Source organism: Pseudomonas sp. TKO26 (assembly GCF_003225665.1).
Classification (GTDB): Bacteria; Pseudomonadota; Gammaproteobacteria; order Pseudomonadales; family Pseudomonadaceae; genus Aquipseudomonas; species Aquipseudomonas saponiphila.
The window spans coordinates 40412-65968 of the sequence record NZ_QKLN01000015.1 but is presented as its reverse complement, the minus strand read 5'-3'; the positions used below and the strand labels follow the sequence as shown (position 1 = coordinate 65968).

Annotated in this window: 25 protein-coding genes; 23 read left to right on the top strand and 2 right to left on the bottom strand. The window is 63.7% G+C overall.

Translation table 11 applies throughout. The annotated features are described in order from the left end of the window. Positions 1–65 precede the first annotated feature (65 nt). From pedF to DNK59_RS20275, 11 genes are all read left to right on the top strand, one after another. Entirely contained in the window at positions 66–527 is a 462-nt protein-coding gene (pedF, locus tag DNK59_RS20325) for a cytochrome c-550 PedF (RefSeq protein ID WP_110724354.1), read from the top strand. Positions 528–532: 5 nt separating this feature from the next. Next, complete coding sequence (locus DNK59_RS20320; protein WP_110724353.1) at positions 533–1408, top strand: ABC transporter substrate-binding protein; 876 nt, start codon at positions 533–535, stop codon at positions 1406–1408. Positions 1409–1416: 8 nt separating this feature from the next. After that, positions 1417–2187: a quinoprotein dehydrogenase-associated SoxYZ-like carrier gene (locus tag DNK59_RS20315; protein WP_110724352.1), complete on the top strand. Its 771-nt coding sequence runs from the start codon at positions 1417–1419 to the stop codon at positions 2185–2187. A 35-nt stretch (positions 2188–2222) separates the two neighbouring features. Then, the gene (locus DNK59_RS20310) at positions 2223–3146 is read left to right on the top strand and encodes a quinoprotein relay system zinc metallohydrolase 1 (RefSeq protein WP_110724351.1); all 924 of its coding nucleotides are present in this window, start codon (positions 2223–2225) and stop codon (positions 3144–3146) included. Positions 3147–3532: 386 nt separating this feature from the next. Further along, on the top strand, positions 3533–5293 hold the full coding sequence (pedH, locus tag DNK59_RS20305; protein ID WP_110724350.1) for a PQQ-dependent alcohol dehydrogenase PedH: 1761 nt from the start codon (positions 3533–3535) through the stop codon (positions 5291–5293). Positions 5294–5507: 214 nt separating this feature from the next. Continuing rightward, positions 5508–7028: an aldehyde dehydrogenase family protein gene (locus DNK59_RS20300; protein ID WP_110724349.1), complete on the top strand. Its 1521-nt coding sequence runs from the start codon at positions 5508–5510 to the stop codon at positions 7026–7028. 171 nt (positions 7029–7199) lie between these two features. Then, on the top strand, positions 7200–7271 hold the full coding sequence (gene pqqA / locus DNK59_RS20295; protein WP_011060521.1) for a pyrroloquinoline quinone precursor peptide PqqA: 72 nt from the start codon (positions 7200–7202) through the stop codon (positions 7269–7271). Positions 7272–7332: 61 nt separating this feature from the next. Next, positions 7333–8247, top strand: coding sequence for a pyrroloquinoline quinone biosynthesis protein PqqB (gene pqqB / locus DNK59_RS20290; protein ID WP_110724348.1), 915 nt, complete (start codon positions 7333–7335; stop codon positions 8245–8247). 173 nt (positions 8248–8420) lie between these two features. After that, positions 8421–9584: an alcohol dehydrogenase-like regulatory protein ErcA gene (gene ercA, locus DNK59_RS20285; protein WP_110724347.1), complete on the top strand. Its 1164-nt coding sequence runs from the start codon at positions 8421–8423 to the stop codon at positions 9582–9584. Beyond that, positions 9568–11295 (top strand): NahK/ErcS family hybrid sensor histidine kinase/response regulator, encoded by a 1728-nt coding sequence (locus DNK59_RS20280; RefSeq protein WP_110724346.1) that lies wholly within the window; start codon positions 9568–9570, stop codon positions 11293–11295. Before ercA ends, DNK59_RS20280 begins: the two co-directional genes overlap by 17 nt. A 151-nt stretch (positions 11296–11446) precedes the next feature. After that, positions 11447–12298 (top strand): VanW family protein, encoded by an 852-nt coding sequence (locus tag DNK59_RS20275; RefSeq protein ID WP_110724345.1) that lies wholly within the window; start codon positions 11447–11449, stop codon positions 12296–12298. Here the strand turns inward: DNK59_RS20275 and DNK59_RS20270 are convergent. Further along, the gene (locus DNK59_RS20270; RefSeq protein WP_110724344.1) at positions 12272–12820 is read right to left on the bottom strand and encodes a YniB family protein; all 549 of its coding nucleotides are present in this window, start codon (positions 12818–12820) and stop codon (positions 12272–12274) included. The two genes, DNK59_RS20275 and DNK59_RS20270, sit on opposite strands and share 27 nt — an antisense overlap. A gap of 115 nt (positions 12821–12935) precedes the next feature. Between DNK59_RS20270 and DNK59_RS20265 the strand changes: the two genes are divergently transcribed. The 3 genes from DNK59_RS20265 to DNK59_RS20255 are packed head-to-tail and all read left to right on the top strand — an operon-like array spanning position 12936 to position 17161. Then, on the top strand, positions 12936–13604 hold the full coding sequence (locus DNK59_RS20265) for an ABC transporter ATP-binding protein (protein ID WP_110724343.1): 669 nt from the start codon (positions 12936–12938) through the stop codon (positions 13602–13604). A 1-nt stretch (position 13605) separates the two neighbouring features. Continuing rightward, positions 13606–16086 (top strand): FtsX-like permease family protein, encoded by a 2481-nt coding sequence (locus DNK59_RS20260; protein ID WP_110724342.1) that lies wholly within the window; start codon positions 13606–13608, stop codon positions 16084–16086. Beyond that, on the top strand, positions 16076–17161 hold the full coding sequence (locus DNK59_RS20255; RefSeq protein WP_110724341.1) for a lipocalin-like domain-containing protein: 1086 nt from the start codon (positions 16076–16078) through the stop codon (positions 17159–17161). Before DNK59_RS20260 ends, DNK59_RS20255 begins: the two co-directional genes overlap by 11 nt. A gap of 235 nt (positions 17162–17396) precedes the next feature. Here DNK59_RS20255 and DNK59_RS20250 read toward each other — a convergent pair whose 3' ends face one another. After that, entirely contained in the window at positions 17397–17783 is a 387-nt protein-coding gene (locus DNK59_RS20250; protein WP_110724340.1) for a hypothetical protein, read from the bottom strand. 201 nt (positions 17784–17984) lie between these two features. On the opposite strand from DNK59_RS20250, the gene DNK59_RS20245 reads away from it, so the two are divergent. The 9 genes from DNK59_RS20245 (at position 17985) to DNK59_RS20205 (ending at position 25485) form a co-directional block, all read left to right on the top strand. Beyond that, on the top strand, positions 17985–18341 hold the full coding sequence (locus DNK59_RS20245) for a hypothetical protein (protein WP_256596492.1): 357 nt from the start codon (positions 17985–17987) through the stop codon (positions 18339–18341). A 313-nt stretch (positions 18342–18654) separates the two neighbouring features. Then, positions 18655–20211: a type VI secretion system protein TssA gene (tssA, locus tag DNK59_RS20240; RefSeq protein ID WP_110724338.1), complete on the top strand. Its 1557-nt coding sequence runs from the start codon at positions 18655–18657 to the stop codon at positions 20209–20211. Positions 20212–20244: 33 nt separating this feature from the next. Then, complete coding sequence (gene tssB / locus DNK59_RS20235) at positions 20245–20751, top strand: type VI secretion system contractile sheath small subunit (RefSeq protein ID WP_016965108.1); 507 nt, start codon at positions 20245–20247, stop codon at positions 20749–20751. 27 nt (positions 20752–20778) lie between these two features. Beyond that, positions 20779–22254, top strand: a complete 1476-nt coding sequence (tssC, locus tag DNK59_RS20230) for a type VI secretion system contractile sheath large subunit (RefSeq protein WP_016965107.1) — start codon at positions 20779–20781, stop codon at positions 22252–22254. 15 nt (positions 22255–22269) lie between these two features. Continuing rightward, positions 22270–22677 carry a type VI secretion system baseplate subunit TssE gene (tssE, locus tag DNK59_RS20225; RefSeq protein ID WP_110724337.1) on the top strand — a complete coding sequence of 136 codons (408 nt, stop codon included), beginning with the start codon at positions 22270–22272 and terminating at the stop codon, positions 22675–22677. 13 nt (positions 22678–22690) lie between these two features. After that, positions 22691–23212 (top strand): PAAR domain-containing protein, encoded by a 522-nt coding sequence (locus DNK59_RS20220; protein WP_110724336.1) that lies wholly within the window; start codon positions 22691–22693, stop codon positions 23210–23212. Between the two features lie 9 nt (positions 23213–23221). Beyond that, the gene (locus tag DNK59_RS20215) at positions 23222–24202 is read left to right on the top strand and encodes a DUF6402 family protein (protein ID WP_146249920.1); all 981 of its coding nucleotides are present in this window, start codon (positions 23222–23224) and stop codon (positions 24200–24202) included. A 98-nt stretch (positions 24203–24300) separates the two neighbouring features. Then, positions 24301–24591 (top strand): hypothetical protein, encoded by a 291-nt coding sequence (locus DNK59_RS20210; protein ID WP_110724334.1) that lies wholly within the window; start codon positions 24301–24303, stop codon positions 24589–24591. Between the two features lie 531 nt (positions 24592–25122). Next, positions 25123–25485, top strand: coding sequence for a hypothetical protein (locus tag DNK59_RS20205; RefSeq protein WP_146249919.1), 363 nt, complete (start codon positions 25123–25125; stop codon positions 25483–25485). Positions 25486–25557 lie beyond the last annotated feature (72 nt).

The following is a 25557-nucleotide window of genomic DNA, read 5'->3' as shown; positions in this document are numbered from 1 at the left end:
CTGTTTCTAAGATGGCGCCATGGCCTCTGTAGCGAGGTCTTGCGTGCAATCTTGAGGGCATAACAATGACAACAAAACGCAACGCCTTGCTCGCGGTAGGGCTGCTCACCGGTGCCTTGGCCACCGGCGCTGTATGGGCCCATGGCAACGTGGTGCCCCAGGCGGTGGAAACCAAGGGCCTGACGCCGATCAAGGACGCCGGGGTAACGGTCGATGGCGACGGCTGGGCTGCGGTCAACCCGTATCGCACCTCGCCCGAGCACGACAAGGCGGTGGAAATCGGTGCTTCGGCCTACAACCAGAACTGCGCCGCCTGCCATGGCCTGGAAGCCAAGTCCGGCGGTATTGCGCCGGATCTGCGCATGCTGGATGCCGGCGAAGCCGGGGATGAATGGTTCGTCGAGCGGGTGCGCCACGGCGCGGTGCGCGATGGCCGGGTATACATGCCGAAGATGGCTGACTACCTGAGCCAGGAAGCCTTGTGGGCGGTGCGCACCTACCTGGACAGCGTGCGCGTCGAGGAGTGATCGCCATGGGCCGCTTCGCCCTGTTCCTGGCTGGCCTGCTGCTGTGTTGCGCCACGGCCCAGGCCGGGGTGCGCAACTACGACACGATGATCGCCTCCGGTGAGCTGAAGGTGGCGGTGTATCAGGATTTTGCCCCCTACAGCTTCCAGGACCAGGGCCAGCCCCGAGGCGTCGATGTGGAGCTGGCGCAAGCCCTGGCCGAGGCCCTGGGGGTACGCCTGCAACTGATCTGGGCGCCCCCGGGAGAGAAGCTCGACGACGATCTGCGGGACTACATCTGGCGCGGCAGCCCGCTGCGCCACCAGCAGTTGGCCGACCTGATGATGCGCGTGCCCTACGACCACGACTACGCGCAAAAGCGCAACGAACTGGGGGAGCTGGCCAACGACCACGTGGTGATGTTCGGCCCCTATCAGGAGGAACGCTGGCAGGTGGCATTCGACCGTCGCCGGCTGGACTCGGTGGCCAGCGTCGCGGTGTTCCAGGAGCACCCGATCGGGGTCGAGGTGGACAGCGTGCCGTCGTTCTACCTGACCTCGGTGTTCAACGGCATGCTCAGTGCCAAGACCCACCATTACCCCAGCGTGCTGCAGGCCTTCGCTGCCATGCAGGCCGGGCAGGTGGACGCGGTGATGGCCATGCGCGGCGAGATCGACTGGCAATTGCACCAGGCCGCTGACCCGCAGTTGGCCCTGGCGGAAAACGCCTACCCGAACATGGGCAAGCAAGTGTGGGAGATCGGCATGGCGGTGCATGAAAGCAATCGCCAGCTGGCCTATGCCGTGGAGGAGGCCCTGGAAGGGCTGATCCGCGACGGTCGCCTGCAGGCGCTGTACGCCCGTTATGGCCTGCGTTACGAGGTCCCACAGATGTATCAATAGGAGCTGCGATGAACTGGCGAGCGACCTGTCTGCTGGCGTGCTGGCTGCCCTTGGCGATCCCGGCGCTGGCTGCCGATCCGCAAGGCTCGGGTGTGGATCCGGTGCCCTCGGTGATGTGGGCCTTCTACCACAAGCAACTGCTGGGGGACGCGGCGTTCGTCTTCGATGACCGGGTCAAGCTGCTGGCGCCGCCCTTTGCCGAGGATGCGCGGCAGGTGCCCCTGGAGATCGACGCCCGGGCCTTCACCGGCGACGTGGTGCGCATCCTCGCCTGGGCCGAGCTCAACCCCTTGCCGCGCATCGTCGATTTCGCACCGGGGCAGCGGGTGCTGCCCTGGCTGTCGATCCGCATCCGCATCGAGCAGGCCACGCCGCTGCGCGCCGCGGTGCAGACCCGCGACGGCCTGTGGCACGTGGGCTCGACCCTGATCGATGCCGCGGGTGGTGGTTGCACCGCGCCCAGCGTGGTGCGTACCCAGCCCGGCTGGGAAGAGCACATCGGCGAAGTGCTGGGCGGGCGTTACCCCCGCGGCGACAGCAGCCGCCTGCGCCTGCAAGTCTCCCACCCGATGGACAACGGCCTGGTCAGCGGCATCCCCGAGTTCTTTCTCAACCACGCCGAACTGCGTGACCAGAACGATCAGCCCCTGGCCAGCCTCGAATTGTTCCCGGCGGTCAGTGAAAACCCCAACCTGGGGTTCGATATCCAGGGGGCAGGGCAGACCCGCTTGCTGTTGCGCGACAACAGCGGCAACCAGTTCGAGGCCAAGCTGCCCTGACCGCATCCTTTGACCCACCCGAGCCGAGGCGCGCCATGCGTTGGATCCTGCTGTTGCTGCTATGCCTGGGCCTGCCGGCCCGGGCCGACCTGGACTATGACCTCAAGCCCCGGCAGATCGCCGCCGGCACCTGGCTGCTGGAAGGCAGCACCGACAACTTTGCCAAGGCCAATGGCGGCAACATCGTCAACACCGGGTTCATCGTCACCGACAGCGGGGTGGTGGTGATCGACAGCGGCCCGTCCAAGCGCTATGGCGAAGCCCTGCGCCGGGCGATTGCCGCCACCACCGACAAACCGGTGATCCAACTGCTGCTGACCCACCATCACCCCGACCATGTGCTGGGCAACCAGGCTTTTGGCGATGTGCCCATCGGCGCCCTGGCCGGCACCAGTGACCTGCTGCGCCAGCAGGGGGACGCCATGGCCGAGAATATGTACCGCATGGTCGGCGACTGGATGCGCGGCACCGAGGTGGTGCTGCCGACCCAGGTGCTGGAGCCCGGCACGCTGGAGGTCGGCGGGCATCGCTTGCGCCTGCTGGGCCTGAGCGGGCACACCGGCGCTGACCTGGCGATTCTCGATGAGAACACCGGGGTGCTGTTTGCCGGTGACCTGGTGTTCTACGAGCGCGCGCTGACCACCCCCAACAGCCCGGGGCTGGCGGTCTGGCTCAAGGACCTGGACACCTTGCAGGCCCAGCCGTGGAAACTGATCGTGCCCGGGCATGGCCCAGTGGCGGCGGATGCCGCGCCCTTTGCCCAGATGCGCGACTACCTGGGCTGGCTCGACGGGTTGATGCGCGACGGCGCGGCCCGTGGCGACGACATGGCCGAGATGATCCGCCGCCCGATCCCCGAGCGCTTTGCCGGCATCAGCCTGACTCGTTATGAGCTGATTCGCAGCGTCAGCCACCTGTACCCGCGTTACGAGCGCCAGCAACTGCAGCGCATCGATTAGGAGCAGCAGAGAAGCAGTTGCAAGCGGCAAGCGGCAAGCGGTGGTGAGTCAGTATTGTGGTGAGGGAGCTTGCTCCCGCTCGGCTGCGTAGCAGTCGCAAAACCTGAGTCCGTGATCTTCGGGTGGGAACCGGGTGGCAGCCATTGGGGCGGCTGCGCCACCCAGCGGGAGCAAGCTCCCTCGCCACAGGGAAGCAGCTGCAAGCGGCAAGCTGTGCAGCTCTTCTCTTGCCGCTTAAAGCTTGCCGCTTGCCACTGCTCTTCTTCTACGAAGGAACTAGAAAACTCCGCATTGCGGGCAATTGTTGGCGGGCGGGCGGGGGTCAAGAATTCTCGGTAGACCGGGAAAATTTCCCGGGAACAACAATAACCGCCGAGGTAGCCGTCATGACCCAACCCCCACGTCGTCCCTTTTTCGCCGTGAGCCTGGTGCTCAGCGCCATGCTGCTGTCCAGCGCGGCCCTGGCCGCCGTCACCGATGAGGAGATCCTCCAGGACCCGAAGAACCCGCAGCAGATCGTCACCAACGGCCTGGGGGTCCAGGGTCAGCGCTACAGCCCGCTGGACTTGCTCAACGTCGATAACGTCAAGGAGCTGCGGCCGGTCTGGGCCTTCTCCTTCGGCGGCGAGAAGCAGCGCGGCCAGCAGGCCCAGCCGCTGATCAAGGACGGGGTGATGTACATGACCGGTTCCTACTCGCGGGTGTTCGCGGTGGATGCGCGCACCGGCAAGAAGCTCTGGCAGTACGATGCGCGCCTGCCGGACGACATCCGCCCGTGCTGCGACGTGATCAACCGCGGCGTGGCGCTGTATGGCGACCTGGTGTTCTTCGGCACCCTGGATGCCAAGCTGGTGGCCTTGAACAAGGACAGCGGCAAGGTGGTGTGGAGCAAGAAGGTCGCCGACCACAAAGAGGGCTATTCCATCAGCGCGGCGCCGATGATCGTCAATGGCAAGCTGATCACCGGGGTCGCCGGCGGCGAGTTCGGCGTGGTCGGCAAGATCCAGGCCTACGACCCGAAAAACGGCGAGCTGCTGTGGATGCGTCCCACCGTGGAAGGCCACATGGGCTACGTGTACAAGGACGGCAAGGCGATCGAGAACGGTATTTCCGGTGGCGAGGCGGGCAAGACCTGGCCGGGTGATCTGTGGAAGACCGGCGGCGCGGCGCCGTGGCTGGGCGGCTACTACGACCCGGAAACCAACCTGCTGCTGTTCGGCACCGGCAACCCGGCGCCGTGGAACTCCCACCTGCGCCCCGGCGACAACCTGTATTCCTCCTCGCGCCTGGCCCTGAACCCGGACGACGGCACCATCAAGTGGCACTTCCAGAGCACCCCCCACGACGGCTGGGACTTCGACGGCGTCAACGAGCTGATCTCCTTCAACTACAAGGAGGGCGGCAAGGAAATCAAGGCCGCCGCCACCGCCGACCGCAACGGCTTCTTCTACGTGCTCGATCGCACTAACGGCAAGTTCATCCGCGGCTTCCCCTTTGTCGACAAGATCACCTGGGCCACCGGTCTGGATAAGAACGGCCGGCCGATCTACAACGAGGCCAGCCGCCCCGGCGCCCCGGGCAGCGAGAGCAAGGGCAGTTCGGTGTTCGTCGCCCCGGCCTTCCTCGGCGCCAAGAACTGGATGCCCATGGCCTACAACCGCGACACCGGGTTGTTTTATGTACCGTCCAACGAATGGGGCATGGACATCTGGAACGAAGGCATCGCCTACAAGAAGGGCGCGGCGTTCCTCGGCGCGGGCTTCACCATCAAGCCGTTGAACGAGGACTACATCGGCGTGCTGCGGGCCATCGACCCGATCAGCGGCAAGGAAGTCTGGCGCCACAAGAACTTCGCGCCGCTGTGGGGCGGGGTGCTGACCACCAAGGGCAACCTGGTGTTCACCGGCACGCCTGAAGGCTTCCTCCAGGCGTTCAACGCCAAGACCGGCGAGAAGGTCTGGGAATTCCAGACCGGCTCCGGAGTCCTGGGCTCGCCTGTGACCTGGGAAATGGACGGCGAGCAGTACGTCTCGGTGCTGTCCGGCTGGGGTGGCGCGGTGCCGCTGTGGGGCGGCGAAGTGGCCAAGCGGGTCAAGGACTTCAACCAGGGCGGCATGCTCTGGACCTTCAAGTTGCCCAAGACTTAAAAGCAGCGGCAAGCTTTTAGCTGCAAGCCACAAGAAGAAGCCTCGGCAGACTTGAGGCTTGCAGCTTGCAGCTTGCAGCTTGCAGCTTGAGGCTGCTTCTACGACCAAATGACGAGTCTCTTCCTGCCTTTGATGCATTCGTCCGGCAGGCGGGGCTCTCTACCATCGGTCCATCGCCTGTCGTTGGACAGGCCTCGACCAGCAGAGGCTCAGCATGATCTACGCACAACCCGGAACCCCAGGCGCCATCGTGTCCTTCAAGCCACGCTACGGCAATTTCATCGGCGGCCAGTTCGTGCCGCCGGTGGAAGGCCAGTACTTCACCAACACCTCGCCGGTGAACGGCGAAGTGATCGCCGAATTCCCCCGTTCCAGCGCCGCCGATATCGACAAGGCCCTGGACGCCGCCCATGCCGCCGCCGATGCCTGGGGCAAGACTTCGCCCCAGGACCGCTCGCTGGTGCTGCTGAAGATCGCCGACCGCATCGAGCAGAACCTGGAGCTCCTCGCGGTCAGCGAAACCTGGGACAACGGCAAGGCGGTACGCGAAACCCTCAACGCCGACGTGCCCCTGGCCGCCGACCACTTCCGCTACTTCGCCGGTTGCATCCGCGCCCAGGAAGGCGGCGCCGCGGAAATCAACGAACTGACCACCGCCTACCACTTCCACGAACCCCTGGGCGTGGTCGGGCAGATCATCCCGTGGAACTTCCCGCTGCTGATGGCCGCCTGGAAGCTGGCCCCGGCCCTGGCCGCCGGCAACTGCGTGGTGCTCAAGCCCGCCGAGCAGACCCCGCTGTCGATCATGATCTTCGCCGAGCTGATCGCCGACCTGCTGCCGGCCGGGGTGCTGAACATCGTCCAGGGTTTCGGCCGTGAAGCCGGCGAGGCCCTGGCCACCAGCAAGCGCATCGCCAAGATCGCCTTCACCGGCTCGACCCCGGTGGGCTCGCACATCATGAAGTGCGCCGCCGAGAACATCATTCCGTCCACCGTGGAACTGGGCGGCAAGTCGCCGAACATCTTCTTCGAAGACATCATGCAGGCCGAACCGAAGTTCATCGAAAAGGCCGCCGAAGGCCTGGTGCTGGCGTTCTTCAACCAGGGTGAAGTCTGCACCTGCCCGTCCAGGGCCCTGGTGCAGGAGTCGATCTACGAGCCGTTCATGGCCGAGGTGATGAAGAAGATCGTCAAGATCAAGCGCGGCAACCCGCTGGACACCGAGACCATGGTCGGCGCCCAGGCCTCGCAGCAGCAGTACGAGAAGATCCTCTCCTACCTGCAGATCGCCCAGGAGGAGGGCGCCGAGCTGCTCACCGGTGGCGCCGCGGAGCTGTTGGACGGTGACCTGTCCAGCGGCTATTACATCCAGCCGACCCTGCTCAAGGGCCACAACAAGATGCGCGTGTTCCAGGAAGAGATCTTCGGCCCGGTGGTAGGCGTGACCACCTTCAAGGACGAAGCCGAAGCCCTGGCGATTGCCAACGACAGCGAGTTCGGCCTGGGCGCCGGGCTGTGGACCCGCGACATCAACCGCGCCTACCGCATGGGCCGGGCGATCAAGGCCGGGCGCGTGTGGACCAACTGCTACCACCTGTACCCGGCGCACGCCGCGTTCGGGGGCTACAAGAAATCCGGCGTCGGCCGTGAAACCCACAAAATGATGCTCGACCACTACCAGCAGACCAAGAACCTGCTGGTGAGTTACGACATCAACCCTCTGGGCTTCTTCTAAGCAGCTCAGCAGCAAGAGCAGCGGCAAGCTTGAAGCTGATGGCTTGAAGCTTGCCGCTGTTTCCTACCAACGCACCCCGCCAGCTCGTCCCAAAGTAGCATTCGGCCGCCGCGCGCCCCGTGCATTAATGCCTCTACCGGAATCCCCCGGCACAACAAGAGGCTTGACCCCATGTGGCATAAACCCGCGTACACCGACCTGCGTATCGGCTTTGAAGTGACCATGTACTTCGCCAACCGCTGAGCCGTCCCGCTCCGGCCGGTACTGGTGTCGGCCGGAGCTCTTTGCCCTTCAGGAGCACGTCATGCATATCCGCATTCTCGGTTCTGCGGCGGGCGGCGGGTTTCCCCAGTGGAACTGCAACTGCCGCAACTGCGCCGGGGTGCGCGCCGGCAGCCTGCGCGCCCAGCGGCGCAGCCAGTCGTCGATCGTCCTGAGCGACCACGGCAACGACTGGATCCTGTGCAACGCCTCGCCGGACATTCGCGCGCAACTGGAATCCTTCCCGGTGCTGCAACCGGCCCGGCACTTGCGCGACACCGCCCTGGCTGGAGTGATCCTGCTGGACAGCCAGATCGACCACTGCACCGGCCTGCTCAGCTTGCGCGAAGGCTGCCCGCATCAGGTCTGGTGCACCGAGATGGTCCATCAGGACCTGTGCAGCGGATTCCCTTTGTTCACCATGCTCAGCCACTGGAACGGCGGCTTGCAGTGGCAACCCATTCACCTCGATGGTCGCGAGTTCAGCCTGCCGGCCTGCCCGGAGCTCGCCTTGCGGGCCATCGCCCTGCGCAGCAGCGCGCCGCCGTATTCGCCCCATCGTGGCAACCCGCACCCGGGGGACAACATCGGCCTGTTCGTCGAGGACCGGCGCAGCGGCGCCAGCCTGTTCTATGCCCCGGGGCTGGGGCAGGTGGATGAGGCCCTGTTGCAATGGATGGAGCGCGCCGACTGCCTGCTGGTGGACGGCACCCTGTGGCGCGACGATGAAATGCGCGTCTGTGGCGTCGGCGACAAGCTGGGCAGCGAAATGGGCCACCTGGCGCAAAGCGGCCCCGGCGGCATGCTTGAAGTGCTGGAGCGTTTTCCCCGGGCGCGCAAGGTGCTGATCCACATCAACAACACCAACCCGATCCTCGACGAAGACTCCGCCGAGCGCGCGGAACTGACCCGCCGCGGCATCGAAGTGGCATACGACGGCATGGACATCCAGCTCTGAGCGAGCAGCGGCAAGCTTCAAGCTTCCAGCTGCAAGCTCAAAGCTGGCTTACCGCTCTGGCTTTGCTTGTCGCTTGAAGCTTGCCGCTGCGCGCAACGCGCGCGTTGCTTTCAGCAACGGATGCTTTAGGCTGGCGTTCTCCTTTCAGAACAATAAGAAAACAGGCTGCCGCCATGAGCCAGAATCTCAGTCTGCTGCGCAAGTTCGTCTCCCCGGAAATCATCTTTGGCGCCGGTTGCCGGCATAACGTCGGCAACTATGCGAAGACCTTCGGTGCGCGCAAGGTGCTGGTGGTCAGCGACCCCGGGGTGATCGCCGCCGGTTGGGTCGCCGACGTCGAGGCCAGCCTCCAGGCCCAGGGCGTCGACTATTGCCTGTACAGCCAGGTGTCGCCCAACCCGCGGGTGGAGGAGGTGATGCAGGGCGCCGAGGTCTACCGCGAAAACGCCTGCGATGTGATCGTCGCCGTCGGCGGCGGCAGCCCGATGGATTGCGGCAAGGGCATCGGCATCGTGGTGGCCCACGGGCGCAGCATCCTGGAGTTCGAAGGGGTGGACATGATCCGCGTGCCGAGCCCGCCCCTGATCATGATTCCCACCACCGCCGGCACCTCGGCGGACGTCTCGCAGTTCGTGATCATCTCCAACCAGCAGGAACGGATGAAGTTCTCCATCGTCAGCAAGGCGGTGGTGCCGGATGTGTCGCTGATCGACCCGGAAACCACCCTGGGCATGGACCCGTTTCTCTCCGCCTGCACCGGCATCGACGCCCTGGTGCACGCGATCGAGGCTTTCGTTTCCACCGGCCACGGCCCGCTCACCGATCCCCATGCCCTGGAGGCCATGCGCCTGATCAACGGCAACCTGGTGCAGATGATCGCCAACCCCGGGGACATCGCCCTGCGCGAGCAGATCATGCTCGGCAGCATGCAGGCCGGGCTGGCGTTCTCCAACGCGATTCTCGGCGCGGTGCATGCCATGTCCCACAGCCTGGGAGGCTTTCTCGACCTGCCTCACGGGCTGTGCAACGCGGTGCTGGTGGAGCATGTGGTGGCCTTCAACTACAGCGCGGCGCCGGAGCGTTTCAAGGTGATCGCCGAAACCTTCGGCATCGACTGCCGCGGGCTCAACCAGCGGCAGATCTGCGGGCGCCTGGTGGAGCACCTGATCGCCCTCAAGCACGCCATCGGCTTCCACGAAACCCTGGGCCTGCATGGGGTCAGCAGCAGCGATATTCCGTTCCTCTCGCAACATGCGATGGACGATCCGTGCATCCTCACCAACCCACGCGAATCCAGCCAGCGTGATGTCGAGGTGGTGTATGGCGAGGCCCTCTGACGACCAGCAACGGGCCCTGGCCGGGCTCTTGGGGCTGGGCAATCACTCGGCGCGCAAGAGCCATTACCCGGAACTGGCGGCGCGCCTGGAAGACCTGGAAACCGAACGCAACCGCTACAAGTGGCTGTTCGAGCACGCGGTGCACGGGATCTTCCAGGCCAGCCTGCAGGCCGGCCTGCGCGCGGCCAACCCGGCCCTGGCGCGCATGCTGGGGTATCAGGACCCGCAGGAAGTGCTGTTTTCCCTGGCCGACCTGGCGGGCAATCTGTTCGTCGGCGGCGCCGCGGAACTGGCGGTCATTGGCGAGCAGTTGCAAAGCCAGCGCAGCCTGCTGGGTTATGAAACCCAGTTGCGACGCAAGGACGGCAGCAGCATCGACGTGCTGATGAACCTGCTGCTCAAGCCCGACCAGGACGGGCTGGTGGAGGGGTTCGTCGCCGACATCACCGAGCGCAAGCTGGCCCAGCAGCATCTGGAGCAGCTCAACGACCAGTTGGAGCAGCGGGTTGCCGCGCGCACCGATGAACTGCTGGAAGCCAACCGCAACCTGCAACAGCAGATCGCCCGGCGCGAGCGCATCGAGCGCGACCTGCGCGAGGCCCGGGACGCCGCCGAGGCGGCCAACCGCAGCAAGGACAAGTACCTGGCCGCCGCCAGCCACGACCTGCTGCAACCCTTGAATGCCGCGCGCCTGCTGATCTCCACCTTGCGCGAGCGGCGTCTGCCAGCGGCCGAGCAACTGCTGGTGGAGCGCACCCACCAGGCCCTGGAAGGCGCCGAGGACCTGCTCACCGATCTGCTGGACATCTCCAGGCTCGATCAGGCGGCGGTCAAGCCGGACCCGGCGGTCTATCGCCTGGATGAATTGCTCGCGCCGCTGGTCTCGGAGTTCCAGTCGGTGGCCGAGGCGGCGGGCCTGGAGCTGCGGGTGAAGTTCGGTGACTTCGCCCTGTTCACCGACCTGCGGCTGCTGACGCGGATTCTGCGCAACTTCCTCAGCAATGCCTGCCGCTACACCGAGCGCGGCAGCATTCTGCTGGCGGCGCGGCGCCGGGGCGAGCAGTTGCGACTGGAGGTGTGGGACACCGGGCGCGGCATTGCCGCCGACCGCCTGGAGTCGATCTTCCTGGAATTCAACCAGCTGGATGTGGGGCGTGCCGCCGACCGCAAGGGGGTGGGCCTGGGGCTGGCGATCGTCGAGCGCATCGCCAAGATTCTCGGTTACCGGGTACAGGTGCAATCGTGGCCGGGACGCGGTTCGCGGTTCAGCATCGAGGTGCCCCTGGCGGCCCGGGTGCCGTTGCCCATCAGCTTGCAGGCGCCGCAGCCGGGCACCGGCAACCCGCTGCCAGGGCGGCGTTTGCTGGTGCTGGACAACGAGCTGAGCATCCTTGAGAGCATGGCCGCGTTGCTCGGGCAGTGGGGCTGCGAAGTGCTCATCGCCACCGATCAGGCGGCCGCCCTGGCGGTGCTCCAGGGCCAGGCGCCGGAACTGATCCTGGCGGATTTTCACCTGGATCACGGGGTCACCGGGTGCCAGGTGGTGCAGCACTTGCGCGAGCATTTCCAGCAGCCGCTGCCGGTGGTGATCATCACCGCCGACCGCAGCGACCAATGTCGCCGGGCCTTGCAGCAACTGGGGGCGCCGCTGCTCAACAAACCGGTGAAACCGGGCAAGCTGCGGGCCGTACTCAGCCAGTTGCTGGGCTAGGGCCGGAGCTGCGGTACGCAGCACTCCCGTAGCGGGCACTCGGGGCGGGGCTTCTGGCATGGGGGGCGGGCTTGCCGCTAAGATGCCGCTCTTTTTTTCAAGGACGAAGCGGGTTCCTGCGCCGTCGCGCCGGACCGCCGTTGACCCATCGATGAAACCCCTGTCCTCGTATCACCCGCTGCTGTACTGGCTGCGGGTACGCCAGAAACGCCTGATGCGCCACCTGGCCTGGCGCTGTTCCGGGCGCCGTTATGCCCGGCTTGAGGCCGGCAGCCCGCGCTTGCCTCACCGCCTGATCAAGCACACCTCGAAGCTGATTCGCACCCTGGGCGATTCCGATCTGGCGCTGCAACACAACAAGGTGATCAACCTCAAGCTGGCGGTGGCCCGCATCGACGGCGTGCGCATCGCCCCCGGCGAGTATTTTTCCTTCTGCAAACTGGTGGGCCGGCCCAGTCGCCGGCGTGGTTTTGTCGAGGGCATGGAGTTGTCGTTCGGCGAGGCCCGCAGCGGCATCGGCGGTGGTATCTGCCAGTTGAGCAACCTGATTCACTGGATGGCGATGCACTCGCCGCTGGAGGTGGTGGAGCGGGCCAACCACAGTTTCGACCCGTTCCCCGACGAGGGACGAGTGCTGCCCTTCGGTTCCGGGGCGGCGATCTTCTACAACTACATCGATCTGGTGCTGTACAACCCCGGGCCGCAGACCTTGCAGCTCAAGCTGCATGTGGGGGCGCAGCAGCTGGAGGGCGAGCTGCTTTGCGAGCGGCCGCGCGAGCATCGTTATCACGTCTATCAGCGGGCCCATCGCTTTGTGCGCGAGGGCACCCGGGTGTACCGCGAGAACCAGATCTGGCGCGACATTCGCACCAAGGGCCAGGACGCCGAGCTGCTGCGCCAGGAATGCCTGTATCGCAACCGGGTGTTGGTCAAGTACCCGGTGGCCGAGGCGCTGCTCGATCAGCCGGCGCCGGGCTCAGAGGATGCCCAGCAGCCACAGTAGGCCCAGGTAGATCGCGGCGCCGCCCAGGGGCCAGACCACCAGCAGGCGGGTCTGGCTGAAGAAGGGCGGCGCGGCTTCCACCAGGGTCGAGTCCTCCAGCTGTTGCAGGGTCCTGGCGGGCATGCCGTCCTCGACCGGGGCGTTGAGCTGGGCCTCGATCAAGGGTTCCACGGCCTCGACCTTGCGCATCAACGTCCGGCCCGAGGCGAACAGGGCGGCGCCGACGAAGATCAGCAGGTAGATCAGCAGGAACTTCCAATGGGAGGAGTAGCTCAGGTCGATGAAGCTGGGTGTCGGGCTGTTGTCCCAGAACCAGTCCAGGGCCCGGGTGTTTTCCGAAACCATCAGGGTGAACTGCTGAATTGGGCGGTTGATGGTGCTGGCCATGGCGGTGTAGCTGTCCAGGCGCCAGTGGAGCATTTTCAGGGTGGAGAACAGCGTGGAAATCAGCGCGCCGGTGAACAGCAATGTGCCTGCGGCGATCTGCAGTCGGTACTTCAATTGGGCCTGGGTGTAGTTCATCTGTGCGTCCTGCCAGAAAAAAGTGGCGCAATACTATATTTCACCGGCACGCCCCGATAGGGGCGCTGCTGCACAGGCTATCCTTGGCTCCCTCTCTGCTCGGACGAATCAGCCCATGCTGCAGGTACAAGGCGTCTTCAAGCGTTACCCCACGCCCCAGGGCCCGTTGGCGGTGCTGCAGGGCGTGGACCTGCAGCTGCAGCGCGGCAGCAGTCTGGCGCTGATGGGCGAGTCGGGCAGTGGCAAGAGCACCTTGCTGCACCTGATCGCCGGGCTCGATCGGGTCGACGCCGGCAGCATCCGCATCGGCGGGCAGCACCTGGAGCAGATGACCGAGGGCCAGCGCGCCGACTGGCGCCGTACTGAAGTGGGCCTGGTGTTCCAGCAGTTCAATCTGATCAGCAGCCTGCGGGTGGAAGACAACCTGAGCTTCCAGGCGCGCCTGGCCGGGCGTTTCGATCCGCTGTGGCAGGCGCAACTGGTGGCGCGCCTGGGCCTGGGGGAGCTGTTGCGGCGCTATCCGGAGCAGCTCTCCGGCGGCCAGCAACAGCGGGTTGCCCTGGGCCGGGCCCTGGCGGCGAAACCCGGGTTGCTGCTGGCGGACGAACCCACCGGCAGCCTCGACGAGGCCACCAGCGACGAGGTGCTGGATTTGCTCCTGGAGCTGTTGGCCGACAGCCCCACCAGCCTGCTGATGGTCACCCACAGCCAGCGGGTGGCCAGCCGCCTGCAACAGACCGTGGTGCTGCATCGGGGTCGTCTGGCCGACCCGGTCGGGGGTTGAGATGCGGGTCCTGGTGACGGCGCTGCAGGCGTTGCTGAGCCATTGGCGTCGGCATCCGCTGCAGTTTTTCAGCGTGCTCACCGGGCTGTGGCTGGCCACCAGCCTGTTGACCGGAGTGCTGGCCCTCAACAGCCAGGCCCGGGACAGTTATGCGCGGGCCAGCCAGCTGATCGGCGGCGAGCCCCAGGCCAGCCTGAGCAGCCCCAGTGGCGCCAGTGTTGCCCAGCAGTGGTTCGTCGACCTGCGCCGGGCCGGCTGGCCGGTGTCGCCGGTGCTGCAGGGGCGCCTGCAGTTGCCGGGCCATGACGACCTGTCCCTGCAAGTGATGGGCATCGAGCCGTTATCCCTGCCTGCCGGTGCCGCGGTGGCCGGGCAGACGCTGGCGCTGCAGCAGATGGTCGAATTCTTCAGCCCGCCGGGGGTGACCTGGGTGGCGCCACAAACCCTGGCCAGCCTGGGCTTGCAAGCGGGCGAGCAGCCCACGGCACTCAACGGCCAGCGCTTGCCGCCGCTGCGGGTGCGGGCGGACATGGCCCCGGGAGTGCTGTTGATGGACATCGGCTTTGCCCAGCAGGTGCTGGGCCAGCCCGGGCAGTTGAGCCGGCTGTTGCTGCCCAGGGAGTTTGCCGCCAGCGCGCCGCCGTTGCCCGAGGCCCTGAGGGGGCAACTGGTGTTGCGCCAGGGGCAGGCACAGGGCGATCTGGCGCGCCTGACCGAGAGTTTTCACCTGAACCTGGATGCCCTGGGGTTCCTGTCCTTCGTGGTCGGGCTGTTTATCGTGCATGCCGCCATCGGCCTGGCCCTGGAACAGCGGCGGGGCTTGCTGCGCACCTTGCGGGCCTGCGGGGTCAGTGCGCGCTTGCTGATCCTCTGCCTGAGCCTGGAGCTGGGAGGGCTGGCGCTGTTGGGCGCGGTGGCGGGGGTGATCAGCGGCTACTGGCTGGCTGGCGTGTTGCTGCCGGACGTGGCCGCCAGCCTGCGGGGTTTGTACGGTGCGCAAGTGGCGGGGCAGTTGAGCCTGAGTCCCTGGTGGTGGTTCAGCGGTATCGGCCTGAGCCTGTTGGGCGCCTTGCTGGCCGGTGGCGCCAGCCTGCTGCGGGCGGCGCGCTTGCCATTGCTGGCCCTGGCCAATCCCCAGGCCTGGCATCAGGCCCATGCCCGTTGGCTGCGCCGTCAGGGCGTGGTGGCTGGCCTGGCGGTGCTGGTGGCCCTGGCGGCCTGGCAATGGGGTGACAGCCTGGCCAGTGGCTTCGTGTTGATGGCGGCCTTGCTGCTGGCGGCCGCCCTGGGCCTGCCGGTGCTGCTCGATGCGCTGCTGGGCGGCTTGCTGGGGCGCAGTCGCGGGGTGCTGGGGCAGTGGTTTCTCGCCGATTGCCGACAACAGTTGCCGGCCCTGAGCCTGGCCTTGATGGCGCTGCTGCTGGCCCTGGCGGCGAATATCGGCGCTGGCAGCATGACCGCGGGTTTTCGCGAGACTTTCAACGACTGGCTGGAGCAACGCTTGAGCGCCGAGCTGTACGTCAATCCACAAACCCCCGAACAGGCCCGGCAGTTGCGCGACTGGCTGGCGTTGCAGCCCCAGGTGACGGCGCTGTTGCCCAGTTGGCAAGTGGCGTTGCAGATCCAGGGCTGGCCGGCGGACCTGTACGGGGTGGTCGAGCATGACAGCTACCGTGAGCACTGGCCGTTGCTGGAGGCGGCGGGCGCCGATCCCTGGGCGCGATTGGCGGCCGAGGACAGCCTGATGCTCAGCGAGCAACTGGCCCGGCGGCTCAAGCTGCGGGTCGGCGATCGCCTGGAACTGCCGGTGCCGCAAGGGCAGTGGACACCGCAGGTGGTGGGGATCTACGCCGATTACGGCAATCCCCGGGGGCACCTGCTGGTGAACGTCGAGCACCTGCTGCGGTACTGGCCGGACTTGACGCCAAACCGTTTCAACCTGCGCCTTGCGCCGGCGGCGGTGCCGGCGCTGGTCGGCGCCCTGCAACGGCAATTTCACCTGGATGACAGTCGGGTCGTCGATCAAGCCCGGCTCAAGGGCTGGTCGCAACAGGTCTTCGAACGTACCTTCGCCGCCACCGCCGCGCTCAACAGCCTGACCCTGGGGGTGTCCGGGGTGGCGCTGTTCATCAGCCTGCTGACCCAGAGCCAGAGCCGCTTGGGCCAGCTGGCGCCGCTCTGGGCCCTGGGCGTGGGGCGGCGTCAGTTGCTGCTGCTGAACCTGGCCCAGACCTGGCTGCTGGCCTTGCTCACTCTGGTCCTGGCGCTGCCCTTGGGGATTGTCCTGGCCTGGTGCCTGGACACTGTGATCAACGTCCAGGCCTTTGGCTGGCGTCTGCCGCTGCGGGTGTTTCCCGGGCAGCTGGTGCAACTGCTGGGGCTGGCGATGCTGGCGACCCTGCTGGCTTCGGCCTGGCCGCTGCTTCGCCTGTACCGTGCGCAACCGGCGGATCTGTTGAGGACCTTTGCCCATGAAGATTGAGCGCTGGAGCAGGGCTCTGGCGGGGCTGCTACTGGCCTTGCTGGGCGGTTGCGAACCTGCCGCCGAGCCGCCCCAGGGTTTTGCCGGGCTGGGCAATGAGGCCGCGGCCTTCGCCCCGGTGCTGCCGGGGCGCAGGTTCGGCTTTCCTGCCGATCATGGTCCCCACGACGGTTTTCGCATCGAGTGGTGGTACCTGACCGCCGACCTCAAGGACGCTCAAGGCCGCCGCTTCGGCGTGCAGTGGACGCTGTTTCGCAGCGCCTTGCGCGCCGCGCCGGAGCAGCCCGGCTGGAGTGCGCCGCTGGTCTGGCTGGGGCACGCGGCGGCGACGTCGGCCAGCAGCCATCATGCCGCCGAGCGTTATGCCCGGGGCGGGGTGGGGCAGGCCGGGGTCACGGCGCAGCCGTTCCAGGCCTGGATCGATGACTGGCGCCTGAGCAGCCTGGCCAGCGGCGACAATCCCCTGGCACGGATGCAGGTGCAGGCCAGCGGGCCGGGGTTTGCCTATCGGTTGCAACTGTCCAGCAGCCGGCCTTTGGTGCTGCAGGGCGAGGGCGGTTACAGCCGCAAGTCCGATCAGGGGCAGGCGTCCTATTACTACAGCCAGCCGTTTTTCCAGGCCTCGGGCCAGTTGCAGATCGATGGCCAGTGGTACGAGGTCAGCGGCCCGGCCTGGCTCGACCGGGAGTGGAGCAGCCAGCCCCTGGCGGCTGATCAGAGCGGTTGGGACTGGTTCTCCCTGCATCTGGACAGCGGCGAACGACTGATGCTGTTCCGGGTCCGGCAGGACAGTCGCGCGCCTTATATCACCGGCACCTGGATCAATGCCGACGGCAGCACCCAGAACCTGGCACGGGAACAGATCCGCATGACGGCGCTGGATACGGCTCAGGTCGAGGGACGGCGCCTGCCGATCGCCTGGCAATTGAGCATCCCCGACAAGGGCCTGAACATCAGGACCCGGGCCTTGAATCCCCAGTCCTGGATGCGGCTGAGCATTCCCTACTGGGAAGGACCGATCGCGCTGGAGGGCAGCCACGGCGGCAGCGGCTATCTGGAGATGACCGGGTATTGAGCGGCGGTGTGCGTGGCAGCGTCCAGCGTTGCAGTTTTATTCAGAATCGGCCCACGGACATTCCCGGGCAGTTGCACTAGAATGCCAAGCGTTCGCCCGGTGCAAGGGCTCTTTACCGGTGCATGGATTGCCAAGGCCAGAGCACTGGGCGAACACCTTCCTCTGTCGCGTTCGGCGATGTTCCTGCTTCACCCTTCCCAAGCTTGCGCTTGCCCCAGATCTGCCTCGGCGGTGCTCACAGCGCCAGCGGTTGCAGGCTCACTTGGCGGGCCAGCAGGCTGATAAACCCGGGCAGCGGTCGGGTGCAACCTTGCACGCTCAGCAGGATGATGGAGGCGCCGATGGCCAGGGCTGCGCCACCGTCCTCGTCCACCTGGAGCAACTGTCCGGTGATGTGCAGCCCGTCCTTGTCCCTAGCCATTTGCGGCTCAGGCGCGGCGCTGGCCCACAGGTTGTGCTGCCAGCGGAACTCATCCTCCAGACTCAGCTCTACCTCGTGCTCCTGGGCCACCTGGGGCGGCGCTCCCAGCCATTGGCCGCGGCCTTCGCCGAACGCGCAGCGGAAGTCGACCCACAAGGCAGACGACGGGTCGCGGTGCAGGGCGGTGAGCGTGATGCGCATGTCAGGTGTTTCCGTTGTCGAGGGGCGAGGGCGTGTGGTCCGTGGACCGTTCAGGCGCCAAGGCTGCAGGGGCCGGCCGCACCTGGCAAGTTGTCCGGGGGCTTTTTATTGCGCTGTTGCGTGGCTGGGGCAGAGAATGCCCCCGGCCCGAGCGGGCCGCCGATGAACGGCCCATGTGCTGGAGATTAGGGATTGATCTGGTTGAAGCGTTTTCTGATGACGGTGGGCGGGCTGGCGCTGGTGCTGATTGCACTTTGGGTGGCCTTGATGGACTTCAGCAAGGCTCCCGCCCATGGGTTGGCCGAGCATCCCAATGCCCAGTGGCAGGGCGCGGCCGATGGGGGGCATTACATTGAAATCACCCGCGCCGAGCCGCCTTATTACTTCATTCAAGTGCGGTACGAAAGTGGCCACCTGTGGGATGAAGGCTGGCTTAAATATGAGGGCGGCGACGGTAAAACCTTGAGTGCCAACGAAGTACTCGCATTCGACGGCGATGGAGTTATTTACCTGCAACAGCGCAAAGTGCTGAGCGCGGATAAGTCCGGGGCCAATTGAGGTCGTGCGGCCCGGGCGCCGTCAGTGGTTCAAGCGGGGTGGCTGCAAATAATGCTGGTTGAATGAGCCTGAATATAACTGTGCAATAAGTTGCGCATAAGAACTTAAACATATTTGTACTAGAGGTTTATCAATCTATATAAGAAAAATCCTATATTTTTGCCTGAGGTGTTCCGTTAGGGTTTTGCCACCTGAATGGATATCCGGTAGTTCCAGTGCGCACTTTGTTTCCCACCTCTGTCAGACTTTTCTATAAAGAGCGTAATCAGCGCATCTGTCTGAGTAAGGTGGCGGGCATGGAAAGTGGCCACCTATGAGCTATTCGCGCAAGTTGTATTCCCATCACCTCAAACTCGCCCAGGCCCCGGTGCACGAGCACAGTTTCGCCGGCGAGGACGTGCGCTTCTCCAACGAATACGAAGCCCTGGAAAACGAGCTGGGCAAAGCCCAGTCGCTGCATGCCAACGGTCAGATCGACTGGCTGAAGGTCCAGGAGCAAAGCGAAGCCCTGTTGCGTGATCAATCCAAGGATCTGCGGGTCGCTGCCTGGCTGACCTGGGCCCTGCATCAGCGCGAGTCTTTCCCTGGCCTGCTGGCGGGCCTGGGGCTGTTGCGCCACCTGTGCGAGCACCATTGGCAGCAGGTGTACCCGTCCAAGCCGCGCACCCGTGGCGCAGCGATTGCCTGGCTGGTGCCGCGCCTGCAGGAAGCCCTCGACGACGATGTGCCGGTCAAGGAGCAGTTGCCGCTGTTTCGGCGTCTGGTGGAGCAGATCCAGGGGCTGGACGGCATCCTGACCCGGCACCTGGGGGACGAAGCGCCCTTGCTGCTGCCGATCTGCCGGCGTCTGCAGGGCATGGTCACCCGGGCGGCGGACCAGCAGCCGGAACCCGGCGCCGTGGGCAGTGTGGTGGCCCAGGTCAAGCAGGCGGCGGCGCAGCTCTTTACCCCCGGCTCGCCCATCGATAACGAAAAGGACGCGCACAAGGCCCTGCGCGCCCAGCAGGACAACGCTCGGCCGCTGTGCGCCTGGTGGCTGCGGCAGAAAGCCACCGATCAACGGGCCCTGCGCCTCAATCGCACCCTGATGTGGCTGGCCATCGATGCGCTGCCCGAGCGCAATGCCGAGCAGGTCACCGCCTTGCGCGGGCTGCCGGCGGACAAGTTGCGTCACTACCAGGAACGTTTCGCCCAGGGCCAGTACGCCGACCTGCTGGTGGAACTGGAGGCCAGTCTGGCCCGGGCGCCGTTTTGGTTCGACGGCCAGCGCATGGTCTGGGAGTGCCTGCAGGAGCTCAATGCCGAGTCGGCCATGCGCGAGGTGGAGTTCCATTTCGCCCTGCTGCTGCAACGCCTGCCCGGGCTGATCGAGCTGCGTTTCCATGATGGCGTGGCCTTTGCCGATCCGGTCACTCGCGCCTGGGTCAGCGCCCAGGTCCTGCCCCATCTGCAAAGTGCCGACGCGCCGCGCAAGGTCGAAGCGGACAGCCACCTGCCGGCCTGGGAAGAGGCCCTGGACGAGGTGCTGCCGATCCTGCGCAAGGACGGCCTCAAGGCTGCGGTGCAGGTGCTCAAGCAGGGACTGCAGAACGCCCAGGGCGGGCGCGTGCGGTTTTTCTGGCAGTTGAGCCTGGCGCGCCTGTGTTTCACGGCCAAGAAGTACGAACTGGCCAAGACCCAACTGGAGACGCTCGACCAGCAGTTGCAGCACTCGGGCTTGCAGGCCTGGGAGCCGCAACTGGCGCTGGAGGTGCTGCAGCTGCTGCACAACTGCTGCGAGCTGTTGCCGCAGAACCACGCGGTGCGCGAACGCAAGGAAGAGGTTTACCGCAGGCTGTGCCATCTCGATCTCGAGGTGGTACTCGAATAGGCCCCAGGGCCAACAATCCCAAGGAGAAGTGTCATGGCCAAAGAAGGCTCTGTAGCCCCCAAGGAACGGATCAACGTCACGTTCAAGCCCGCCACCGGCGGCGCCCAGGAAGAAATCGAACTGCCGTTGAAGCTACTGGCGATCGGCGATTACACCCAGCGCCTGGACGAGCGCAAGGTCGAGGATCGCAAACCCATCAGCATCGACAAGATGACCTTTGACGAGGTCCTGGCCAAGCAGGAGCTGCGCCTGACCCTGAGCGTGCCCAATCGTCTGCAGGACGACGGCGGCAGCGACGAGCTGGCGGTGCAACTGCGGGTTGATTCGATGAAGGACTTCAATCCCGCGAGCCTGGTGGAGCAGGTGCCGGAGCTGAAGAAACTCATGGAACTGCGCGACGCCCTGGTGGCGCTCAAGGGGCCGTTGGGCAACGCGCCGGCCTTTCGCAAAGCCATCGAAGGCGTGCTCGCCGATGACCAGTCCCGGGACCGGGTCCTGGGTGAACTGGGTCTGAACGCCGCCCCCGCCCTGCAAGACTGAGCCCTCAACAGCCAAGGAAGCTAGAACATGAGCAGCAGTGCCGCACAGCAGAAGCACCAGGACAGCAGTGAATACAGCATCCTCGACAGCATCATCGCCGAGACGCGCCTGACCCCGGATGACGAGGCCTATGACATCGCCAAGCGCGGGGTCTCGGCCTTTATCGAAGAGTTGCTGAAACCGCAGAACAGCGGCGAGCCAGTGAAGAAGGCCATGGTCGATCGGATGATTGCCGAGATCGACGCCAAGCTCAGCCAGCAGATGGACGAGATCCTCCACCATCCCGACTTCCAGTCGCTGGAGTCGGCCTGGCGTGGCCTGCAATTGCTGGTGGACCGCACCAATTTCCGCGAGAACATCAAGATCGAGATCCTCAACGTCTCCAAGCAGGACCTGCTGGACGACTTCGAGGACTCTCCGGAAGTGATGCAGGCCGGCCTCTACAAACACATCTACACCGCTGAATACGGCCAGTTCGGTGGCCAGCCGGTGGGGGCCATCATCGCCAACTACTTCATGTCCCCCAGCTCGCCGGACGTGAAGCTGATGCAGTACGTGTCCAGCGTGGCCTGCATGTCCCATGCACCCTTCATCGCTGCGGCCGGACCGAAGTTCTTCGGCCTGGAAAGCTTTACCGGGCTGCCGGACCTCAAGGATCTCAAGGACCACTTCGAAGGCCCGCAATTTGCCAAGTGGCAGAGCTTCCGTCAGTCCGAGGATGCCCGCTACATCGGCCTGACCCTGCCGCGTTTCCTGTTGCGCAACCCCTATGACCCGGAAGAAAACCCGGTGAAATCCTTCGTCTACAAGGAAAACGTCGCCAACAGCCACGAAGACTACCTGTGGGGCAACACCGCCTACGCCTTTGGCACTCGCCTGACCGACAGCTTCGCCAAGTTTCGCTGGTGCCCGAACATCATCGGCCCGCAGAGCGGTGGCGCGGTGGAGGACCTGCCCCTGCACCACTTCGAGAGCATGGGCGAGATCGAAACCAAGATTCCCACCGAGGTGCTGGTTTCCGACCGGCGCGAGTACGAACTGGCGGAAGAGGGTTTCATCTCCCTGACCATGCGCAAGGGCAGCGACAACGCCGCGTTCTTCTCCGCCAGTTCGGTACAGAAACCCAAGTTCTTCGGCATCAGCGCCGAGGGCAAGGCGGCGGAGCTCAACTACAAGCTTGGTACCCAGCTGCCCTACATGATGATCGTCAACCGCCTGGCCCATTACCTGAAGGTGCTGCAGCGCGAGCAACTGGGGTCCTGGAAGGAGCGCACCGACCTGGAGCTGGAACTCAACAAGTGGATCCGCCAGTACGTGGCCGACCAGGAGAACCCCAGCAGCGAAGTGCGTGGCCGACGCCCGCTGCGTGCCGCGCAGATCATCGTCAGCGACGTCGAGGGCGAGCCGGGCTGGTACCGGGTCAGCCTCAACGTGCGGCCGCACTTCAAGTACATGGGGGCGGACTTCACCTTGTCGCTGGTGGGCAAGCTGGACAAGGAATAGGGCAGGAGCTGAGCCATGCGTCGATACGGCAGCCTTTTCGAACGCCTCAGCGGCGAGGCCGAACAGCGCGTCGGCTGGAGTCGCGAAGTGGCCGCCATGGCGTCGGTGGCTGCCCATCTGGCGAAGATGCTCAGCACCCGGGCGGGCAGTGTGCAGACACTGTCCGACTACGGGCTGCCGGATCTCAACGACATGCGCCTGAGTCTGCACGACGCGCTGAGTCAGGCGCGAGAGGCGATCGAAGGCTTTATCGAAACCTATGAGCCCAGGCTGTCCGGCGTACGGGTCAAGCCACTGCCCCGGGACCACGATCCGCTCAAGCTGGCCTTCAGCATCGAAGGCCTGCTGGAGGTGGAAGGGGTCAGGCGCCAGGTGAGCTTTGCCGCGCGGCTGGATGGCAGCGGGCAGGTACGGGTCAAGTAAGGAGTGCACAAGGATGTCTGGAAAACCTGCGGCGCGGCTCAGCGATCCAACGGCTTGCCCGATTCCCGGGCATGGGGTCAACCCCATCGCCAGCGGCTCGGCGGATGTGCTGTTCGACGGCTTGCCGGCGGCGCGCCAAGGTGACGTGTCGGCCTGTGGCGGAGCCCTGAGCGGTGCCTTGAGCAGCACCGTGTTCATCAACGGTCGGCCGGCCGCCACTCTGGGCTCGCTGGGCAGTCACGGCAACACGGTGATAGGCGGATCAGGGACGGTGATCATTGGCGATACCCATGTCCCGGCACCGTTTGTGGCGCCGTTGCCGGTGCAGATCAATTGGCCGTTCGACCAGCAGTTCGTGGTGCGCTCTAGATCGGGAACTCCGCTGACAGGGCGTGCCTACACCTTGATCACTGCCTCGGGCAAGGAGATCAAGGGGGTTACCGATGGGCAGGGGAAAACCGCAAAGATTGCTGCGCAGTCGGCTGAAAGCGTCACGCTGGTGCTTGAACCCCAATCTTCTCTTTTGATTGCGTGAGGCATGCATATGTCTGATCCGGCTCCGATAACCGCTCAGCTCACGGCCTCGGCCGACATGAAGTGTGCAGAAACGACGGTTGAGGATTTCCAGATCACCGATATCCCTGCGGTGATGCGCACGCTCGGCTGGGTGGAGGCTGCCCGGATCATGCAACGCTGGTTTGATGGCGAGGTTTTCGTCATGAGTCCGGAGGAGAAAAGGGGGCGATTGGCAGTAGACAGAATTACTCAAGAGAAACTGTTTGTTGATCTCGATTTTGATTGGTTATCGAGTGCTTCCTCGCACACTGGAGTTCTTGTTGATGAACTGCTAGGGAAACTATCCAGTGCTAGCCAATACAACGAGATTTTTGGACGTAAGAGAGGTGGGGTAGAGCAACTGACAAAAGGGCTTTTGCAGTTTATGCAGCGAATGCAAAACCTCAATATTTTGGATGTGGAGGGGCAGGATCTGATTGCCGGTTTTCATGACTATAGTCAATTGAATGCCATTGGGCTGGAGACTACTACACAGACAAATTTCAGGGAGATTTCTACAGGCCGACTCGACAAAGCCCTGAATCCGCTGGACGACGTTTATGGTGCGTTGGGTGGTTTTACCCTAAAGATTGCAATAACCAAGTTTTCCACGCTACCTAAAACCAAGGGAAGTGCGGCGTTATTGAAAATTCATGAAGTTGGTTGTTATGTGCGTGATACGTATGAGTTTTTGAATGCTGATGAAGATCAACTGTTAGGCTATTGGAACTCTCAAGGTGTTGTTAAGCCAGATCCTATTGAGTATCTGGCTGAGCCCGAATATGTTGTGCGTGGGTCGGTGCGTTATTTTAAAGTAACCAATGATAGCTTTAACTGTTATCGGGCGCAGCATCGCCGAGGAGGTGACCTATTTGTCTACTCCTGCGTGAAGAAGGTCCCAGTATCGATTCTCATCTATCTGTCGGATGCCGATTTTGGTGAGTTCTTGCATCGGACCCAAAGGGCGTAGCTTTCAATGAGAAAATTTATTGGCGTGGCGCGATCTATTTTGTTTGTGATCGTTGGGCTTTTACTGATGTTTCTGCTTGGGCTGAAGGTATATGGTTCTTGGATGGCTCAGCCATTAAAAAATATTGGAGCGATTCGGGGGATTGCTATATCTCCAAGTATGAGCCTGACTACAAGATGATCGGCCTGGCTGGCAGGGTGCTGGAGTTATTGAGTAGTCGGTATTTTTATCGTGTCTATACAAAAGATGATGAACTGCTTAGGACATCCGAATGGTTTTTCTGGATGAGGGAGGGAAATGAGCAGGTTGCCCCCGAGTTTTCTGGCGCTACTGCGCTGTACCCGGGAACTGAGGGTTGGGAGTACTGGACGGTTACAGCGTGTCGTTGAAGATTTTGGTATTCAGAGAGGGGTTTCATAGAGTGAGTCATGCTGAAAACTAAAAGAGGGTTAGTGGTTTTCATTGTTTCGGTAGTTGTGCTTCTACTGTTGCTCCCCCTAGGGCTCAAGTTAAGAGGTGCGTGGCTGGCTCAGCCCAGAGTGAAGGATTGGAACGAGTCGGGTAAATGCTACATAGCAACATATATCCCGGAATATCGATCGATGGGGCTGGTTGGGCGCGTTTTTGAATTGTTCAGTAGCAAGAATTTTTATCGGGTTTATACCAAGGAGGGGGAGATGCTTAGAACGTCGGAATGGTATTTATGGATGAGAGAAGGAAGTGAAAATATTGCTCCGGAATTTAATGGTGCTTCCGCGCTATATCCTGGGTCTGAGGGTTGGGAGGGGTGGACTGTCACGGAGTGTCGTTAAGCAGGAGTTTTGATTCGGGCGAGATTCTCTTGAAGTCGTAAGAAACGATAGAGGTTTGAAATGGCTTGCGCAAAGTATTTCAAGATCATGCTATGGACGCCCGTGTTCATGTTGCTAACCGCTTTTTTACTACTGAGTAATGCAGGTGATGATCTGACTCTTGAAAAAGTTGAGGGCTTTTTTTTGCTTTTCGGTTTGCCTGCTTACTGCGTGTTTGCGGTGTGGGCTACCAAGAAAATTAATAAAAAGACGGAGTTGCAAGTCGTCAGGCTTGTTTGGTGGGCTCCCGTTTTATTTTTTCCATTTTATGGAGGGGCGTGGCTGATTTCTGGTTTGGGCCATTTACTAGTTGGGGATGTTGCTGGTCTTGGGATGATGGTCTCGTGGATCGTGCTTTTACCCTATGAACTGATGTTGGGTTATTGCTTCGTGTTTTTAGTTGTTGCGGTTTACAAAGTAGTTGTGGAGTAGAAGAACTTGATTCGGGCAGCTGCATGCGGGGTGGTTTATTGAGTATTGCCGCAATAGTTCTGCGTGCAGCCC